The sequence below is a fragment of the Helicobacter muridarum genome (assembly GCF_000765805.2).
Classification (GTDB): Bacteria; Campylobacterota; Campylobacteria; order Campylobacterales; family Helicobacteraceae; genus Helicobacter_A; species Helicobacter_A muridarum.
The window spans coordinates 23,227-43,930 of the sequence record NZ_JRPD02000011.1 but is presented as its reverse complement, the minus strand read 5'-3'; the positions used below and the strand labels follow the sequence as shown (position 1 = coordinate 43,930).

At 32.8% G+C, this 20,704-nt stretch carries 13 protein-coding genes; 6 read left to right on the top strand and 7 right to left on the bottom strand.

The window, feature by feature from the left end; genetic code table 11:
* Positions 1-242 precede the first annotated feature (242 nt).
* Positions 243-5,486 carry a vacuolating cytotoxin domain-containing protein gene (locus LS73_RS05875; RefSeq protein ID WP_034557943.1) on the top strand — a complete coding sequence of 1,748 codons (5,244 nt, stop codon included), beginning with the start codon at positions 243-245 and terminating at the stop codon, positions 5,484-5,486.
* 352 nt (positions 5,487-5,838) lie between these two features.
* Here the strand turns inward: LS73_RS05875 and LS73_RS05870 are convergent, their stop codons facing one another.
* The 6 genes from LS73_RS05870 to LS73_RS05845 all read right to left on the bottom strand — a co-directional run bounded on the left by LS73_RS05870 (position 5,839) and on the right by LS73_RS05845 (position 12,134).
* On the bottom strand, positions 5,839-7,110 hold the full coding sequence (locus LS73_RS05870) for an NTP/NDP exchange transporter (RefSeq protein ID WP_104692153.1): 1,272 nt from the start codon (positions 7,108-7,110) through the stop codon (positions 5,839-5,841).
* Positions 7,111-7,264: 154 nt separating this feature from the next.
* Positions 7,265-8,206 (bottom strand): peptidoglycan metallopeptidase Pgp3, encoded by a 942-nt coding sequence (pgp3, locus tag LS73_RS05865; RefSeq protein WP_081955601.1) that lies wholly within the window; start codon positions 8,204-8,206, stop codon positions 7,265-7,267.
* 67 nt (positions 8,207-8,273) lie between these two features.
* The gene (locus LS73_RS05860; protein WP_034558365.1) at positions 8,274-9,050 is read right to left on the bottom strand and encodes an SDR family NAD(P)-dependent oxidoreductase; all 777 of its coding nucleotides are present in this window, start codon (positions 9,048-9,050) and stop codon (positions 8,274-8,276) included.
* Between the two features lie 12 nt (positions 9,051-9,062).
* Positions 9,063-9,488: a universal stress protein gene (locus LS73_RS05855; protein ID WP_034558363.1), complete on the bottom strand. Its 426-nt coding sequence runs from the start codon at positions 9,486-9,488 to the stop codon at positions 9,063-9,065.
* 119 nt (positions 9,489-9,607) lie between these two features.
* Positions 9,608-10,135: an NYN domain-containing protein gene (locus LS73_RS05850; protein ID WP_052089732.1), complete on the bottom strand. Its 528-nt coding sequence runs from the start codon at positions 10,133-10,135 to the stop codon at positions 9,608-9,610.
* 22 nt (positions 10,136-10,157) lie between these two features.
* Complete coding sequence (locus LS73_RS05845) at positions 10,158-12,134, bottom strand: ATP-binding cassette domain-containing protein (protein ID WP_104692154.1); 1,977 nt, start codon at positions 12,132-12,134, stop codon at positions 10,158-10,160.
* A gap of 93 nt (positions 12,135-12,227) precedes the next feature.
* Between LS73_RS05845 and ribD the strand changes: the two genes are divergently transcribed.
* The 5 genes from ribD to LS73_RS05820 all read left to right on the top strand — a co-directional run bounded on the left by ribD (position 12,228) and on the right by LS73_RS05820 (position 19,208).
* Positions 12,228-13,616, top strand: a complete 1,389-nt coding sequence (gene ribD / locus LS73_RS05840; RefSeq protein ID WP_052089727.1) for a bifunctional diaminohydroxyphosphoribosylaminopyrimidine deaminase/5-amino-6-(5-phosphoribosylamino)uracil reductase RibD — start codon at positions 12,228-12,230, stop codon at positions 13,614-13,616.
* On the top strand, positions 13,609-14,499 hold the full coding sequence (locus LS73_RS05835; protein ID WP_034558361.1) for a tRNA1(Val) (adenine(37)-N6)-methyltransferase: 891 nt from the start codon (positions 13,609-13,611) through the stop codon (positions 14,497-14,499). The genes ribD and LS73_RS05835 overlap by 8 nt, the downstream gene beginning before the upstream one ends.
* Before the next feature lie 203 nt (positions 14,500-14,702).
* Positions 14,703-15,038 (top strand): DUF485 domain-containing protein, encoded by a 336-nt coding sequence (locus LS73_RS05830; protein ID WP_034558359.1) that lies wholly within the window; start codon positions 14,703-14,705, stop codon positions 15,036-15,038.
* A 99-nt stretch (positions 15,039-15,137) separates the two neighbouring features.
* Positions 15,138-16,760 (top strand): cation acetate symporter, encoded by a 1,623-nt coding sequence (locus LS73_RS05825; RefSeq protein ID WP_407918755.1) that lies wholly within the window; start codon positions 15,138-15,140, stop codon positions 16,758-16,760.
* A gap of 525 nt (positions 16,761-17,285) precedes the next feature.
* On the top strand, positions 17,286-19,208 hold the full coding sequence (locus tag LS73_RS05820; protein WP_034558355.1) for a tetratricopeptide repeat protein: 1,923 nt from the start codon (positions 17,286-17,288) through the stop codon (positions 19,206-19,208).
* Here the strand turns inward: LS73_RS05820 and thrC are convergent.
* The gene (gene thrC / locus LS73_RS05815) at positions 19,205-20,704 is read right to left on the bottom strand and encodes a threonine synthase (protein ID WP_034558353.1); all 1,500 of its coding nucleotides are present in this window, start codon (positions 20,702-20,704) and stop codon (positions 19,205-19,207) included. The two genes, LS73_RS05820 and thrC, sit on opposite strands and share 4 nt — an antisense overlap.

Sequence of the window (20,704 nt, the reverse complement as noted above, 5' to 3'; positions counted from 1 at the left end):
TCATGTCTATAAACATGTCGAAATATTTGCATTGATTCAATCAAAAATGATTCTTTACCTTAATTAATGCAGGTTCACAATAATAAATTAAGAAGTCAAAGCAACAACGAAATGAAATTTTTTGGTAATAATGAATTTCTTTATAGTAGAATTGTTGAAGGGATTTATGTATAAAATTATGTAAATTCAATTTTTTTGTTACGTTAGCGTTGTTCTGCTTAGCATTATCAAGGAGGGTTGATATGTGTAATAAGAGATATAACATAAAAATAAATATGAAGCCTAATATCTATAGTGTTAGGTTAAGAAAGTTGCCTGTGGGGGGGTCTGATATTTTGGTCAAGGAATTCAAAAGTTTTGAGGTTCCTAGCATAACAAATTTTAGACTTAAATTTACTAAGCATATATCTTATATTATGGGAATGTCTGCATTTGGAATATTCTCTATATCGCTTTGCTCTGGAATTGTATATGCTGCACAGGATATACAAAATAATATATATAATCTGCGAAATAATACAAATAACTCAAATGATACGTTTTATAGTAGAGGGAATATGACTACATATTCTTCGTTTGGAGCTAGATTTTCTCAAAATTACAATAATGGAACATTGATTATTGGAAATAATACCAAGAATCCAAAAAGTAACTCAGAACACACATTTGGTAGCGGCGGAATTCTAGGATTTATCACTGCTTCATTTTCTGCTAAGGAAGTTTATCTAACAGGCAATATTAATACGGGAAATTCATTTCGCACAGGTGGAGGAACAAATCTTAGCTTTAGAGCTACAGGTGATTTAAATGTTAATCAGGCAGCAATTACTGTTCGCAGGGCTGGATTGCAAAATCACACCACAACGCTAAATGGTAGAAACATATATATAGTTGGTTCAAGGTTAAATATAGAAAATGTCAATGGTGGTGGCATGCAAATTGGAACTAATAGTAGTAATACTTCTGTAGTAAATATTAGCAATACTCAGTTGCAAATTAATGGCGGGACATTAACAATAGGTAATAGTAGAGCCAATGTAAATATAGATAGTTCTAGCTCTATAAATATGACCGGGGGAAGATTGGTTATTAATACAAGCAATAGAAATAGCCTATCTATGAATATTTCTGGCGATATTGTTAATGGACGGATAAAACCTACTCCTAATGCTAGGTCATTTAGGAGTTTTAGGGCAGCATTAGGGAATAATGGTCAAGATTTTAGTGCTAATACTGTTAAGCTAACTGATGTAAATAATTCTATTAATGCTAATAATGTAAACATTGATACGCTTGAGTTTGTAGGACCTGGCACAGTATTTGGCAATGGTGATAGAAATCTTACTATCAGCAGCAGTAACGGTAATTCAATTAATATCAAAACTATTACCAATCCGTTCTTTTTCTTTGGTAAGGGCTTTGCATCAAGACTAACTACCAATGTAAGCACAACAATAGATAATATAGCCCATAGGAATTATACAGGTGGCAGTCAGATAATAATAGATTCCCAAAATGCAGACTTAGAAGTCAAAAACATGAGCTTTGCTACTAATGGCATTTTTGGTTCGCAGGGCTTAATAGAGTTAAAAGGCAATAATATCAATATAGGAAGTGCTAGCTCTGGGAGTCTAAATACAATAAGAGCAAATGCTAAGGGGGCAATAAATGCTGATAATATTGGCTTTGGTTCTGATGTAATTGGTAGTATAGGGCATATAGATTTAACTGCTAAAGATGATATTAATATCAAGAATCTTTCAGGTAGAGCAGCTAATTATATGACTGCTACTAGCACTGATGGTAATATCAAAGTGGAGAATCTAACTTTCGTACAAGATATTTGTATTACTAATGGTTGTGGTGGAATGGTAACACTTAAGGCTGATAATGGCGATGTTATCGTAAAAAGTGTGTTAGGCGGAAATGATAGTGAGCAGGGGATTAGAGCTGGAAATTTCTTAATAGCAGAGGGACAAAACTTCTATGGAGGAGCCATAAAAGCCTATGCCCTGCCAACTGCAGGAAGTGATTCTACGCTAGATTTAAGCAAAATAACAGGCGATGTATTTATTGATAATTTTAATATCCGAACAGGGACATTTAAAGCTTCTAACTTTCATTTGAATAACTTCTCTGTATCTAAGAGCAATTCTTATTCTGTGGTAAGTGTTAACATAGGCAAAAGCTTTATAAACTCATTGCAAATGGATTTAGGTACAAGCAATTTTGCCGATGGTTCTGACATTCGCTTTACTGGTGGAGGAAGTATATTGAATTTTAATTTAATAGATGCTAGAGCAACTTCATTTACTCGCATGCAAAATATTGATAATACCAATGTCAATACTCTAAATATCACACAGGCAGATTTCTATATGAAAAATGGAATCTTTAATAGTATTACTGTGAAAAATGGTCAAACAGGCTTTGGAATATTTAATGTAACAAATGATGCTAAGATTACAGGTAATGCTATGAATGTAAATTCTCTATTACATTTGAAAAATGGAAGTATTCATTCTGGGCGATTAGAAATTGTTCTTAATGCTAATAATACAGATGTTAATCAAGACTTTAGCAAATATCTAAAAGTTGGAGCTAGATCTAATGAAGTGTTGCTCATGAGCAAGGAGGAACTAAGGAATATAATACAAGAAGGCAAAGATAAACTTGGTAATACGACAGGTGGTAGCACATCACAAAGTGATTATGAAAATGCTAGTGGAACATATATTACTACAAGCGACAATAAGCACTACTTGTTACTCCCAGATATAAAAACTCACGATGAGATAATCAATGGTAAAGATCAAGTAGAAAATAACGGGACATTGCTAATAGAGCAAACAGCACTAAAGAAAGGCACCCTGGGCAATTATGGGACTATATTGCTTGATTCTGGTGCACACTATACAGGTAAAAGCACAGCATTGCTAACTTTGGAGGGAAATCTAGATAATTACAATAAAATAGACATTGGTGCCAATTCAGAAATTATTATGCAAGGAAACTTTGTAAATAAGGGAGAACTCATATTTCGCCTCCAAGCAAATACAAAAGACAAAAATGCAACTGATGTAAAGTTTGGTAATTTAGGAATTATTGGAAATGCTACGCTTGATGTGTCTATGGGCACTCCAGGAGCATTTAGAGCAGATATATTGGATATGAAAAGCCTACAAAATCTCAAGCTAGCTACTATGGGTGCAGATGGTAAGCCAGTTGCTGCAGATAGCGATGCTAATACATATAGGCTAATTACACTAACAAGTGGCACTATAAACTATGTTTTTACGCAAGGAGATTATACAACTACATTTAATAAGTCTAACAATAATTATACAATCTCTACTAGCAAAAATAATGGAAATACCTGTATAAACAATAATTGCCAAACAACTGGGGCTAATGGACAAACAGTCCAAGAAACTTACTATACTACAAATAATGCCAATAATCCTTGGGATATGGATAAGGCATTGGTTAATGATAAAGATGGTAGTAAGCTGTGGAATGGAATAGGAGATATTGATAACGAAGGTAACTATATTCATAAGCTAAGTCAATCTGATAAACAAAAAGAGTGCAATAATGATTACTGTGGTTTTGCCAATGCAAATGCTAGCGAGGCGGAAAGAGGCTATAACTATGCACAAGAGAGAATGAAGAGTGCTTTCTCTGTGTCATATAATGGTGCTAGCATAGATAGTAAATATTTGCAGGTTGAACGTGTTGCCACAGAGAATATGATTGGATTTCGTGTGTTGCGAAGAGATATTTCTAACTTCAAAGAAGGCGGTCAAGAAAAACCTCTATGTGCAAAAGGCTCTAGTGCATTTGACTGTGTGTTATATATGGAGGCTGGAGGTAATAACTCATGGATAAATGCTATTAAGAGTGAGACCGCAAATAGCTACGATATACTAAAAAATCTATTCTATAATGATAACTCTGCCGTGCTTTTTTTACTTAATATAGATCAAACATTGTCTTCATCTAGGAATCTAAACTACTTCCTAGAGGTTGCTAGAACTATTGATTCTACATTTAAGCATATATCAGATTTATCTAGCAAGAGCTCTTCAATAAATATTCTATCTATGGCTATGGAAAGCTCAAAGGTTAATCGGTTAACAAAAATATCAGCCTTGCATGGAGTTGGCTCACCCATTAAGAATCAAGAAGTGTTGGCATTCGAAGCATATCAGAGGAATCTAAAGCAAGCTATAGAAGTTGCACAAATGATTAAGAAGCGAAAAAAGCTTTCAATGAATAACTATAATTCTGCTAATAGCTCTAGTGATAAGTTAAGCTCATATAATGGTTTTATGTCTGAAAAAAATGATTCTGGAATAGCTATTATGAATCAAAATAGCCTTGCACAAAACTTTATCGTTTCTGCTAAATATGATGGTGAGTTAGGTGGTGATTTTCTTAGTGAAGCAGAGCAGAGTGATGCAAAGCCGAGTGATGCAAAGCCAAAGCTTAGGACGGCTAGGGAGCATAGTATGAATCTTGAGCCAATTAGTCCTATGGAATCTGTATGGTTTGAAAGCCTTAGTGATTTGGTTGCTAATTTTAACAAAAGAGAGGAGTATCCAAATAATATATGGATTAATGCCTTAGGTAATCTCAATTTTTCATCATCTGGTAACTCGCAGTTATATGGATTTAACGCTGGGTATGATTACTATATCAAGTCTATTCGCACCGCTATTGGCGGCTATGGCGGCTATGGTTATGGAGTTTTTAAGGGCGGGTATAATAACTTTGTATCTAACAATTCTAATAATATCTTTGCTGGATTATATAGCAGGACATTTATTGGAAATAATGAGATTGATGTAACTATTAATTCATCATTTGGCTTTGTTAATGAGGAATTAAGATCTGGAGTGCCAAATATGCCATTGCTAAATCTATTTGGACAACGATATGGCTATAATGTATTAAATATTGAAGGAAGTGCTAGTTATGGATATGCTTTTAACCTAAGTAAAGGTTATATACTTAAGCCATTCTTAGGGTTTAATTATTATGTCTTGCAATCTAGTAATATTAACCATGATGGTAAAACTGCTAGCAATTTTTTAGTCAATACCCACAATAATGTAAGGCATGGCTTTGGAGCTATTATTGGGGTTGAGGGAAGGAAATATTGGGCTAATCAGAGTTATATATTTATATCTGGTCAGTTTAAGCAAGATGTGGTGTTATTAAAAAATAATTTAAATGAGAGTGGGCATGCCACCACACAATCTGGAATAACTAATAATGGAAGTGATTTGGGTGCTATTGGTTCTCAAAATATTCTATATGTTAGTTATGCAAAGGCAAATTTACAAAGTTCTGTATTTGTTACTGGCGGAGGAGAGCTTGGCTTAGGCAGATTCTATTTGAATGGTAGTCTGAATTTCCAAAATGCTATATCTGATAATAGTTTTGGATTTGGATTCAACCTTGGTGCTAGGGTAATATTTTAAAATTTAGACTACTGTTATAAAATAATGATAAATTTTACACTTTAATGGTTGTTGTAACTGTAAAATATTATAATAGACTAGATGGGTCTAAATATTTCATAGTTATTATTCCGATATGCCACTTTTCTTATGTGGAGTATTTCTATTGGAACATCTGTTATATTATTTATTTTTATATAAATTCTAATAAGACATATAATATTATAATCATTGGAATATATGCAGACTAAATTTGTATTATTAAGAATATAAAATTATTAGGGGGTATATATTATTCAATGCTAGGAATTAATATAAGATTATTTATTTCATCAATTAATAAAATAACAATAAATTTTTATATTTACATGTGTTAGTTAAATTGCTTATTTTTATATTTTCTGCCAAGCAATAATCCGCATAATCCCCATAGAAAGGCGCAACTTGCTCCACTTAATAATGCTACTTGTATTCCTTGATTTGCTACCAAACTCTCAATCTGAGCACTAAATGCGTCCCCACCTCTATACACCACTGTATCTAAAAAATTCTTGACTTTATATTTAGAATCTCCATCTAATGGCACAAATAGCATTTCTCTAGCAGGCTTAATAAGTGTATATTCTCCGACATTTCGCAATGCAAGTACAATTACAAATGGTAAGAATGCAGGGTGAGTAAAGCATAGCACAACAAAGCATGCCGATAATAAGAATGGTATAAAGCATAATAAGAATTGTATTCCTAGTCTTTTTGCAACCGCTCCTGTAAGGAAAAGTTGTCCTATTAGTGATAAGATTTGCACAACTAGGTTTATATTGGCAAATGCTACAGTACGCTCCTCCTTAGAATGAAAATTTAGCTCTACAATACGGGCTTGTTCAAGATAAAGAAATGTTGTTGTAGAGGAAAGCAGTATGATAAAAAGTGCAAACATCAATAAATACTTAGAAGACAATAGAATTTTAAAACCTATAAAAGGATTCTTAGCACTTAATGGCTTATCAAATCTATCTGAGAATCCATCTTTACTTTTTATTTGATTAAGTAAAATATTTTTTAATATTGATGCAATGAATAAAAGCAGGGCTGAACACAGAACCAAAGAATCTATGCCAATTTCTTTAACGAGCAAACTTACGATGACAGAGCCACTAACTCCTCCTAGACTAACTCCAGCGGCAACTATGCCAAATAGCCTTTGACTTTGCTCTCTGCTAAAAATATCGCTCATCAAACTCCATGCTGTGCTTAAGATAAACATAATAAAAAGCGATGTCCATACAAAAAATGTGCGGGCTAACCAAACAAAGCCATCACTATCATGATGGAAAATTATGAAACAAATATAAAATATAATGAGATTCACTATAAAGAATCCAAAAATGACATTGATATAATGTTTGCGTTTGCATATTGAGCTAATCCACATAGCAAGTAGTGAGCCAATTAGAGTAGCAATAAATGTAGATGCAAAGAGCCATTTCAAATCTCTTGTGCCTCCTGTTAATCCCATACTATCTCTTAAGGGACGTAACAATGAATATGAAGTAAAGATTAAAAACATAAATAAAAATGCTGTAATAATTAGTTTTATCTCATTACTGTGCACATTAAAGGCTCTGTTTAGGAAGCTATTTTGCATGAAAATCCTCCTTTAGTTTATTTTGTGTTTTTATTCTCGCCATGTCATTTTGTTTAATTTTATTCCACCACTTAGCTTTGTATTTACATTATGTATATTTGCACCTTTATTATAGTTTTATTTAGACAAACATTTAAAAATTATAGGTTATATATTATAGGGCATTCATACTCTCAATAAAGTGTAATGGGTCTATTTGTATGGAGTTTATCATGATTCCAAAGTGTAAATGTGGTGCACTTACTCTACCTGTATCACCGCTTAATGCAATGACTTGGGATTTTTTAACCTTATCTCCTACTTTTACATTTATATCACTACAATGGTAATATTGACTATATATCCCTTCACCATGATCTATTACTACAGACTTTCCTGCTAGGAATCTATCTTTAGCAATGACTACTACTCCATCGTTAATGGCTTTAATATCTCTACCAATGCTAGCACGAAAATCTGTTCCACCATGATAACTTTTCACTTCGCCATTAAATACTCTAGCAGAACCAAATGGGCTTGTTATCTTGCTTTCTATAGGATAAACAAAAGGCAGATTCCAATAGCGTGTCTTTGTTTTGACCTTATATATAGCTATTGCTTCTTGTCTCTCTTTTTCTATACGTTCCTTGCTATTTTGATTTGGCGTTACTTTATTTTTGTCTGATACTTTTATATTTTCTTTTTTATAGTTAGCATATTTCACTCTTAAGATTTGCCCTTCGTTTATATGTAGAGAAAAGTCTTGTTTTTTCTCATAGTAGTGAATTGGAATGATTGCTATATGTTTTGTTTTGTCTTTTGGATGCGTTAGCCATTCTATATTTTTAGAGCCTATTTTAAGAGGTTTCGGATTTTTTTCTTCTGTTGTAATAATTGCTGTTTTGCCATTTTCTACGATGATTATATGTTCTTTGTCTATGTCTTTTTGTTCATCTTTTGTATTTTGCTTTATTTGTTTACTATCTTCATTTTTTCGTGTTTTTGTTGTGGTATTTGATTCTATATTGTTTGCAATAGAAATGTTAATTATAGAATCGGCTAGCCCAAATATAGCGAGGCTAGATATGATAAATGATATTAATATTTTGTTTAGCATTACTCACCGCTTTTTATTAGATTTGAGTTGTGAAATTGGAATTTGTTTAATGTTTTGGCTTATGTAATCATGATTTTTTGTTTTTCTTATGCACCACTAAGCCTGCGCTTGCTTGTGTTGTTGGCATAAGTTCTATGTGATTAATATTTACATGTTGGGGCTGACTTGTAGCCCAGAATATAGCCTCCGCTATGTCTTTAGCATTTAATGGTATTGTATTTTCATAGACCAGATCTGCCTTTTGTTTGTCTCCATGGAATCTTGTAAGTGAAAAATCACTGCCATTACAAAGTCCTGGTTCAATATTAGTTACCCGTATATTTTTATCATATAACTCTGCTCGTAGATTGCGACTAAATTGCTTTACAAAAGCTTTGCTAGCACCATATACACTTGAGCCATAATATGGGTATGTGCCAGCTATTGAGCCTATATTAACAATATGTCCTCTGCCTTGTTTTAGCATGTTGGGTAGGATGATATGCGTTAAAAAGCTTAGAGCGGTTATATTTACTGCAATCATTTCTTCCCAATCTTGAAATGGAATCTTATCTGTGCTATCAATACCCCTAGCTAAGCCAGCGTTATTAACTAGAATGTCAATATATAGAGAGTTAGCAAAGCTTCTTACAAAATCTTTATCGCACACATCACCAATTCCCAAGTATACTTGTATATTCTTTTTATTTTTAGTAGAAATTTCATTTATGTGCTCTTGAACTGCCTCTAATTTTTCCTTGCGCCTTGCTATTAGATATAGAGTTACATTATTTAACTCATTTGCATATTTAAATGCTAGTTCCATTCCAAAGCCAGAGCTAGCTCCAGTGATTAGTATATTCATCTAACTTCCTTGTTATTTTGCAACCAAAACTGGAATTGGAGAAGAATTTATGAAGCTATTTTGATGAGAATTGAATATTCTGCGCAACAAAGATGATTCACTAGCACCAATAACTAATAAGTCAAAGTCGTTTGCAATCTCAAGCACCACATCAATTGGATTCCCATTACGCAATATTTTCTTGCATGCTATACCTTCTTGATTGAATATTTTTGCGAATTCTTTTAGAATCTCATTTGATTCTTCTTGCTGTAAATGCTCTAAGGACGCATAATCTACAATACCGCTTTCTGCTAGCACTATTGTCTCTGGTATGACATGTAGTAATGTTAGCTCAATTTCACTACGTTTTGCAAAAAGCTTTATAATCGTTGGTATCGCCTTTTTACATTCCTCTGTGTCGCTTACTCCAAATAAAATTCTTATTGGTTCTGTCATATTTGCTCCTTAATAATATATGAGTTAATGTTTTATGAAGCTTAATTTTCTTGTTTCCTTAATATGCGCGATATTGCTCGATTTGCCTAGTTTTGTTTATTTATTTAGGTTTGAACGAATTAGCTATCTGATAGTCTTTTTCCAAGCACGCTAGAATCCAGTCCTTCAATAGCAGATTCTAATGCAGCCAACACGTCATCAAAGTCTTCTACAAGTTCGCCATCTTCTTCTCTATTTGGCTCAAGGTTGTATACCGTATGATAGGCTCTTTTTAGCAAAGCTTCATTACCTTTAGAATATTGATAAAAGCAAATTGATTCTAGTCCCATGGATTGTATTTCGCCTGCTAGGACTGAAAACTCACGATAATTTGAAGCTATTGCTATACTATCATATTTGCCTGTATTTATTGCCTTGGCTATGTCTAAGGCAAATTTTAAATCACTATTTGATTGAGAGCTACCTAGCACCACTTTGAAGTGTTGTTTTTCTAATCTATCATACCAAAAGTTTAATGTGTCCTTTGTTACATATGCCCTCTTTACACAAACATTATATTCTTTGTTGCGAAAGTAGTCAAATATTACGCTCATGAAAGCTACTTCAATTCTATCACAATCAATAAATAACGCTACATTCTTTTTCATTAATTATACCTCCTTGCTAAGATTAATAACCCTGATAGGTTGCTACTAGTTGTTTTGTATGGTTGTGTTTTGGATTATTCAATAGTGTATATATGTTACAAGCTTCTACAATTTCCCCATTATAAAGCACCAAAACATCATCGCATATATGTGCCAATACATCTAAATCATGAGTAATGAATATGTAGCTTAGATTAAATGAGTTTTGCATGTCTTGCAGTAGGTTTAAGGTCTTTTTTTGCACGAATTTATCTAGAGCACTTGTTGGCTCATCTAGTATTAGGATTTTAGGTTTTAACACCATTGCTCTAGCAATGGCCACACGTTGCCTCTGTCCGCCACTTAGCTCCCTTGGATAACGTGATAATAAACTTATATCAAGCTGCAAAAATGAAAAAATTTCTTCAATGTTGTTTTTAATTTCATTTTTTGAAGCCTTGCGTAGTGTTAATCCCTCACTAACTAGCTCTTGAATGCGAAATCTAGGATTAAGCGCACTTGTGGAATCTTGAAATACAATTTGAACTGTATTTCTAAAATCCTTAATATCTTGCTTGCTAAACTTTCCATTATATGATAGTTGTCTGCCGAAATAAATGTCTCTGCCTTGTGTGTGCATAAGATGCAATATGCCTTGTGCTAATGTGCTTTTTCCGCTGCCACTTTGACCTATAATACCTAGTGTTTTACCTGCTTTTAATGTCAATGATATGTTTTTTGTTATTGCTTTGAAATTTCTGCTAAATAGTTTACTTTTATAAATTCCAACGCTAAAATTTTCTAATCTCATGACATCTGTGATTGCGTTTAGAGGCATACTATTGGCTGTATTTTTATTTTGTTTTTGGCTGGAATTTGTATTTGATTTTAATAAAAATTTTGGCGCAAGAAAATTTGCTTCAAATAGATCTTTTGTATAGCTATGAGCAAAGCTATGAGTTTTGCCTAGTCTTGTCATATCGCCTGTGATGTTGCTGATTGTCTCAATAATTTCTCCATTCTTCATAATCATTATCTTATTGCAGAAATGAGTAAGCAATCCTAAATCATGTGTAACAAATAGCATAGCTATGTTATTTTGTTCAGATATTGACTTTAATAGTTTTATCGTTTGTAAGCTTAGATTTGCATCCAGCGAAGTTGTTGGCTCATCGCATATAATAAGCTTTGGCTTTCCAATTATAGCCATACATATTATCACGCGTTGTCTTTGACCGCCGCTTAACTCATGGGGAAATCTATCTAATAATTCTTGTTCTAGATCTAGTTTTTTTGCTGTTGCTATGATGTATCTTCTTCGCATTTTTTTTGTATGTTCGTGTGCTGTGTTTATGCTTTGCTCACTATCAAGTGAGATATTGTTATGTAGGAGCAAAACTTCCTCTATTTGTTTAAATACCTTAGATGTGGGATTTAACGCACTTAATGTATCTTGTGGGATATATGATATATCCTTTCCAAGCAATGCTTGCATAGGCTTGCTTGTGCCAAATACAAACTTTTTACGTCTTTTAAATGAAGTGTTGTTAGTTGGCTTATTTATAGAGTCTTGTTCTGTATTTAGTGGTTCTTGTGTATTTAAATGACTTTTCTCTATTTTAAGATTTTTTTTGTTTGATATGCATTTTGCAGGTATCCATTCTTGTAATGCAAAAATATCTTTATTATCAAAGTATATGCTACCTCCATCTAGATATATCTGATTCTCCAATCCCATAATAACTCGCATTAATAAACTCTTCCCGCTGCCACTCTCTCCTGCTATTCCAATCCTTTCGCCATAATTAAGCGATAGAGATAAATTCTTTAATCCAAATATTTCTTTATCATTATTACCTCTAGAATCAATATGCCTAAAAAATGACACATTTAAGTTTCTAATTTCTAGCAAATTTTTTTTAGTGTTATGGGTTTGCATGGCACAATATAATGTGTTTGTTCCAGATTTATCATCCTGATAAAAATGCAAAATTGGTTTTATGCTTGCTATCTTGATCATTGAGATTATGAAATTCCTTAAAACCACTAGAGATTGCTAGATATTATACAGAAAAAACCAACCATTTCTAAAAATTATAGCAAATAAGATGTTATGAATAATTCAAATAATCTTAGGATTTATATATCGCTATTCTTTGAGAGTGTTCTTAATAAAAAGCTAGTAATTTGGTTACAATACGCAATTTATCATTTTATTACGCTGATTGAGGTACTCATGGATTCTTATTCTATATTTATGAATATTGCCATTAGCTATGCTTGGCAATTTCAAACATTAACACTTCCTAATCCAGCAGTAGCCGCCTTAATTGTTGCTAATGGTGAAATAGTGGCACTTGGTGCACATTATAAGGCTGGTATGCCACATGCAGAGGTAATAGCTTGCAAGGAGGCCTTGATATACTTCTTTAGACATGATTCAAATAAGGCACAAAATCTCACACAAGCTTTTGTAGCCAATAAGGAATATTTGCTAGAGTGCTATCCATCATGTTCTAAATCTAGTTTAGATAGTTTTGCTAACTCTATTATTGAATGCTTTGAATTGGAGATGGATTCTAGAATCATTCATGATTTTCTGATTTTATTTTCTAGTGGAATATTTCATGATTGTAATATTTTTGTAACACTTGAGCCATGTAACCATTATGGTAAAACTCCACCTTGTGCAAATCTCCTAGCAGAGTTGAAACCAAATAAGATTATTGTAGCTTGTTCTGATCCAACCCCTGATGCTAGTGGAGGATTTAAGACATTAGGTAATATTAATATCATATCTCATGTATTAGAGACAGAGGCTAGAAAATTGCTTTATCCATTTCTAACATGGCAAAAAAAATCTAGTTTTACATTGTTTAAGGTTGCCCATAGGCTAGATGGAACATATCATGGTGGTGCAATTAGTAACATGGATTCTAGAATCTTCACTCACAATATGCGCTGTGTGGCTGATTACATCGTTATTTCTGGCGAGACTTTGCGAGTTGATAACCCATTGCTTGATACTCGCTTTGGCACCGTTCCTTATAGCTCTAAATTACCTGAAATATTTATTCTTAGTAAAACCATAAAGCTAGAAGATTTAAAGAGTTTTCATATCATGGATAACCCAGATAGAAAGGTGCATATAGCGCGAAGCATAGATGAGCTTCCTAGTTCTGGTTTTATTGTGATTGAGGGGGGGTTTAGCTTTTGTAGTTTATTGCTCAAGGAATCTATGCGTTATAAAAATAACTTTAGCATTGACTGTATTCTAGGTTATATTGCGCCAACTCTTGCTATACCACCTAATTTCATATCAAATAGTCTTAATAGGATTAGTCAAGATGCTCTAATGGAGGCTTGTGATATATTTAATATGAATGGTTTTATGCTTGCATATTCAAGCTTACTGCCACATTCTTATAAATTAAACAACAATGCAAATATTGATTCTAAGCAAAATATTATTTATTGGCTTATCAAGGAAGGATATGCTTAAAAGATTAAGTATCTATCAAATTTCGGAGGGATATTGTTACAACAGTGATACATTATTTTTATGGGATTTCCTTAGGAAATATCTTAGGACTAATATTAAAGTCTTAGATATTGGTAGCGGTAGTGGGATCTTGGGTTTACTTTGTGCCAGGGAGAGTAGAATTAGACTCTTTGGTATTGAAAGGCAAAGAGAATATTTCCTGCTTAGCACTAAAAATGCTATGATTAATAGACTTGAAGCTTGTTTTATTTTAGGAGAATGTGAATTGTTGCTTAATGAGGCAAATATGGAATCATTCTCTGTAAAACGAAGCATAGGGACCTATGACATCGCTAAGGACAATGTTCAGTCTAGATTCAACAATAACGAATATATCATATTAAATGAGAACATATCCACTAGATATTTATGGCAGAACTTTGATATTGTCATATCCAATCCTCCATTTTATGATTCCTGCATAACACATTCTCAAGATAGACTAAAGTCAGAGGCAAGGCAGAATAATTTTTTACCACTAGATATATTGCTAGCTTGCGCTAGTAGAGTTTTAAAACCAAATGGCAGGCTATTTTTTTGCTATTCTGCGCTTAATCTTTCTTTAATTATGGCTTTAATTGTTGAGCATGGATTAGTTGTTGATTCTATGCGTTTTGTGTATCCCAGATTAGATAGAGATGCTACACTTGTTTTGATTTATGCAAGAAAGTCTAGCACGACCAAAAACAACACTCAAGTGCATATTTGTCCGCCATTAATCACTCATATTGGGATAAATCAAAAGGATAATTCTAGCGAGGTATTGGACATTTATTCTCGCGCTACCACATATAGCATAAAGGTTAATTTACGCGATGTGCTTTGGGATAGATTGTTAGTTTAGTTCTTCATATAACTTCAGTATTTTTGTTACTTTGTTTATTTTCTAACTAAGTTAGGTACATTTGACTGTTACTTTAATCAACAAAAATATAATACATACTCAATTATATGCTATATTTTTTTGAATCTTTTTGATTTTTGTATATATTTAAAGTAGCTTTAATTTGAATTGAAGCATGAAATACAAAAGCTTGAGGAGTTTTTATGAATAAGTCGCTTGCTACAAAAGAAGAAGTGAAAGATAGATTTTACAAATTCGTATCGTTTAGGAATAGATTTTCCGTATATCTATCATTAGTTATTTTTGTTTGTTACTACTCATTTATAGCTAGTGTAGGATTTTTTCCAGATGTGCTTGGATATCGCTTAGGACCAAGTTCTATAAGTTTAGGAATCATAGTAGGCATATCTATTATAGTTTTATCAATCATTAGCACAGGGTTTTATACATTATTTGCTAATAAGTATTTTGACAAGGAGCAAGCTGAGGTTATAGAGGAACTTGAAAGGACTGGGCTAATTCAAGAAATGAAAGAATAGTTTATTTAAGGCTAACATTGTTTGCACTTGTGTATATCGGTGTTTATTTGTAATTAAGGATAATTTATGAAGAAGAAATATGGTTATATTTTATTTATTATGCTGCTTGAGCAAAGTTTTGCAGCAGGCATTGATGTTGGCAATGTAGAGAAAGCTCCTATAAATTATATTGCTATTAGCATGTTTGTAACATTTGTGTTATTTACATTGGGTATTACATATTATTCAAATAAAAAATCTCAGTCTGCTTCTGGGTTTTATACAGCAGGTGGAAATATTTCAGGTGTTCAAAATGGTATTGCCATTGCTGGAGATTATATGAGTGCTGCTAGTTTTCTTGGGATTGTGGGGCTTGTGTTTGTAAATGGGTTTGATGGACTTATTTATTCGATTGGATTCTTAGTTGGTTGGCCAATAGTTCTTTTTCTAATAGCAGAGAAATTTAGAAATTTAGGTAAATATACATTTGCAGATATTATTGCCTATCGTTTGGAATCAAAAAAAGTAAGAACAATTTCTGCTATTAGTGGCTTAAGCGTTGTTATATTTTATTTGATAGCCCAAATGGTTGGAGCTGGCGGGCTTATTCAGGTGCTTTTTGGCTTACCTTATAATACTGCTGTAGTAATTGTAGGAGTTTTGATGATTTGCTATGTAGCCTTTGGTGGAATGCATGCTACTACTTGGGTGCAAATCATTAAAGCTTGCTTGTTGCTTGGCGGAGCTACTTTTATGGCTATTATGGTGTTATATTTAACTAACTTTGATTTGCAACATTACTTCCAAGTAGCAATTGCTAATCATTCAAAAGGAGAGGCTATTATGGGTCCTGGGACATTCTTGCCTGATCCTGTATCTGCTATATCTTTGGGACTTGCTTTGATGTTTGGAACTGCTGGATTACCGCATATTTTAATGCGTTTTTTCACTGTCAAAGATGCCAAAGAAGCTCGTAAATCTGTATTTTTTGCTACTGGCTTGATAGGATATTTTTATATCCTCACATTCATAATTGGCTTTGGAGCGATTGCCTTCTTGATTGGTAATCCAGAATTCATTGGTGCAGATGGGAAATTTAATGTTGCGCCAAATATGGAAGCAGTTGTATTATCAAAGGTATTAGGTGGCAATGTTTTGTATGGATTTATATCAGCTGTGGCATTTGCTACTATTTTGGCTGTTGTAGCTGGGCTTGCCATATCTGGGGCATCTGCAATTAGTCATGATTTGTTTGTGAATGTTATAAAAGGTGGAAAATGCGATCCTGCTCTTGAAATGAAAGTAACCAAAGGATCTACTATAGGGCTTGGAATCTTAGCTATCTTGTTAGGCATTATATTTCAAGGGCAAAATGTAGCATTTACTGTTGGGTTGGCTTTTGCTATTGCAGCAAGTGTAAATTTCCCAATTATTTTACTTTGTATTTATTGGAAAAATCTTACTACCAATGGCGTGTTATATGGTGGTTTGATAGGACTTTTAACTGTGTTGTTATTGGTAATCTTAAGTCCAAGTGTGTGGGTGGGTGTTTTGCATTTTGATCAAGCAATATTTCCTTATAAACACCCAGCAATCTTTAGCATACCTGTTTCTTTCTTGGCTATTTATATTATTTCCAAGATTGACAATAGCAATAGGGCAAAGATTGATAAATCTGGCTTTAAGTCCCAAGACTTTAGGGCACAAACAGGAATAGGTATAAGTGAGGCTGTAGTGCATTAATTGGTGCTTGCAGTTTTTTAGGACTAGAGCTACCTGCATTTTGTGGGTGGTGTGTTTATTATCTTGTTTACCATGCTCATTTAACTTTTTGGTTATAGTTAGGAGTCTAGGCTTATTTCTTTGTCTAGTTTGGGTTTATCGTTGTTATATTTATTTATCTTACTTTTATAGTTGTTATAATATTAGATAAACATATTTTTATTTCTTGTATATGTTTTGTTGTCAAATATTAGTAAATTAATAGTTATTGTAAGTTACAACTTAAATGCATTAACTGATAAGCCACTAATTTACAAATATAACTAAGCGTTTCATTTTCTAGTTTAATCGCTTAATTTAGCTTTGAAATTACAAGTTTTGATTGCAATTGTCTTTTTACTAAAAAAGCTTTGTTTTTATTATGTTATGATTTAATGATGTAACAATGAAACAAGATTATGTTATTTTTTGAAAATTACATAATTATTGTTATTTAATTTAGCTTTTACTGCAATCATTAATATTCTATTTACACAAGGGTTATTTATGGATATGGACGTTGTCCGACACCACTTTAAGAATGCTAAATATGCTAAATGTGCAGAATTCTGCCTAAAAATAATTAAAAATAATATAGAAAATATAGAAGCTTGGAGCTTATGCGCGCTAAGTTATGAAAAATTGGGAAGAAGAGATGAAGCTATTGAATGTTTACAAGAAGCACTAAAAATAGATAAGATAAGTGGCGGGGATAATGCCTTTTCGCTATCTGTAAATTTGGCAGAGTTTTATAGACGCAATAATATGACATTGCAGGCAATAGCCTTGCTTAATGGTTTTCTTCCAAGAGAAGATGGAAATTTGCATTTCAACCTAGCAAAATGTTATGCAGATTTGCACGACTATGAGCAATCAATCAAGCATTATGCAATTGCTATTCAAATTAATCCTAGTGATATGCATGCGGTGTTTAATCTAGCAAATCAGCAAGCTGCTATTGGCAGTATAAAAACGGCGTTAAAATATTATTTACTAGCTTATGAGGGTGGCGTAGATGATGCGGGCATTAATCTTGCACAAATCTATTCAGAGTTAGGTAAGATGGATTTTGCACTTGAGATATATAAAAAGCTAGAGCCTATATATAACAAAGATTCTAACTTTTATTTCAATTATGCAAATACATTGTGGGTGTCAGGCAATATTGAGCAAGCAAGGCAAAAATATATCAATGCAATTTCTATTCATGCTGATGTGAGATATATTATAAATCTTGCATATTTGTTGCTTAGCATAGAGGATTTTAATAGTGGATTTCCATTATATGAGTATAGAAGAAATCTTTTAGCACAAATAAGAGCAAATAGCTTTCCTAGACATTTTCTTGATTTTGGTTTGGATAATAGGGATAGCCTACTTACATTCATAAGAGATAAGAAGATAGCTATATATCATGAACAAGGATTTGGTGATAGTATCATGTTTGCTAGATTTATTCCTAGACTTGTATGTAGGGCAAAAACCATATTCGTATCTAAAGAGTTAGAACTTTTGTTTTCATGCTTTGGTTTAGATGTTAAGACTAGTATTTCACAAGATTATGACATATCCATTCCTATGCCAAGTCTTGCTTTTTTACTTGCAGATTCTGCAAGTATTAGGGAATCATTGTCCGAATTTTCGGATTTGTTAAAAAAATATTTAAATAGTTCAGACAATAAACAAATAGAATCAAATATAAAGCATCATTTAGGAATATTAAATGATACTGAAGCTAAACCATCTTTAATCGATGATTCTAACAATCAAGATGCCAATTTGCTTATTAAAAATGACAATACCAATTCAATTTCTATGAATACAATTTTGCAATCCTACAATCTACCAAAGCAAGATAATCTATCTCTTAAACATGCCAAGACTTATACAAGTTATAAAATTAATATCAACAAAAAAACTAGGTTAAAACATAATAAGCTAGATTCAATAAATAAGAATCCCAATAAGATACTTAGGGTAGGGCTGAATTTTAGCTCAAATCCCAACTTCCAAGATGCGCGTAAGAAGTCTATATATCCAAAGAAGCTTCTAGAAGCTCTTCCAAGAAATGGAATGAAATATATTAGCCTGCAATATGAAGGGTTTGATTTGGATTTGGCAGATGAATATGGCGTAATAGATATGTCCAAATACATTAGAAATTTCCTAGATAGTGCGCTAATCATTAAGAATTTAGACATTGTGATAAGCATTGATTCAGCCATAGCTCACCTAAGTGCTACTCTTGGCGTGGAGACTCTTGTATTGTTGCATAAAAAACATGATTGGCGTTGGGGAAGGATAGGGGCAAATAATGGCACTATATGGTATGATAAGGTAAAATTATTTATCCAAGAATCTCCAAATCGATGGGATAAGCCCCTAAAAGGGTTAAGAAAGTATCTTGTTAAGAGATATCAATCTTTTTAATCTTTGCAGAAATTTAAAATCTCTTGCTCTAAATCCTCTATATGGTATGTATGTGTATGTATTTCTGACTTATTAAACAAAGATGTGATGTTAGATTCTAATGTGAAGTTTGGATTTATGTTGTTTCGGATTTCTTTTTGTATTTCTTTCAATGCTTCTAAATCTCCTATAGATTTTATTCTATCAGAATCCCCTTTTAATGCCTTAAGTGTAGTTTTTGCGAATTTAGCAAAATATGCAGTAGATAAAATGACTTGTGTTTGCCCATTAATAGAGCTTTCTCTTAATTTGGCGAACAAATAGGCATTGCTTGTATGTGGATCAATTACATAACCTTGATTAAAGGCTTTCTTGATTCCAATAAGGCAAGAAGAATCATCAAAGCTATGCGCTTCAAATAATGTTTGTAAAGTCTTAAGCTCTTCTTTTGTGAGCGAAAATATTAAATCTTTATCTAAAGATTCCATACATTGCCTTGTTCTATTAGCACCAAATAAGGCAAAGAGCAATCTCTCTATATTAGAGCTTTTTAGAATATCCATAGCCGGAGAGTATGATTGTTTTAGAATCTTATTGCGCAAGTCATATATGCCTGTGTTGAAAAATTCGCTTAAAATATCATTTGGATTTGATGCTATACAGAGTTTTGTAATTTGCAAACCAAGCTGTTTTGCGAAAAATCCAGCAAGCGCGTTGCCGAAATTTCCACTAGGCACAATGATGCTAAACTCTTGTATTCCTTGCAAATATAGATCCCTAGCAATCACGAAGTAATAAATAATCTGAAATGCTATGCGTCCGATATTAACAGAGTTTGCTGCACTTAGAGCATATCCCATATTAGTAAGATTTTCACGAAAGCTCTGTTTTCTTAATAAGAGCTTTAAGGAGTTTTGTGCCATATCAAAATCTCCTTGTATGCCAAACACCTTTAGATTCTTAGCATCTTGAGTGGTCATTTGTAACCGTTGCACCTCACTTGTTCCACCCTTTGGATAAATACAAATAGCGCGTATATTAGTAGAATCTGCAAAACCTTGCAATGTAGCAGGTCCTGTATCTCCGCTTGTAGCACTAAGAATAAGATATTTTTGCTTTTGGCTACTAGCTAGGGAATCTAGCAATTTTGAAAAAGGTTGTAGTGCCATATCTTTAAATGCAAAGGTTGGTCCATGATAAAGTTCTAGGCAATATAGATTCGGAGAAATATTTACAAGTGGGCATATTTCTTTGTGTCGAAATGAATCATAGCTTTTTAAAGCTATTTGTATATATGAAGAAATATTGTTTGAGTTTATATCAATAATGCCTAGTTGTGAAAAAACTTTATTGCATATATCTACATAGCTAGCTTTCTTAAGCCAAGTAAAATCACTAAAAGGCTTAATATTGTTAAATGTATAAAGTCCACCTAACTTAGCATTTGGGTCTAGGATAGCATCACTAAATGTTTTGTATGTTTCATCATTGCTGCGAGTTTGTGCAAGGTAATTCAT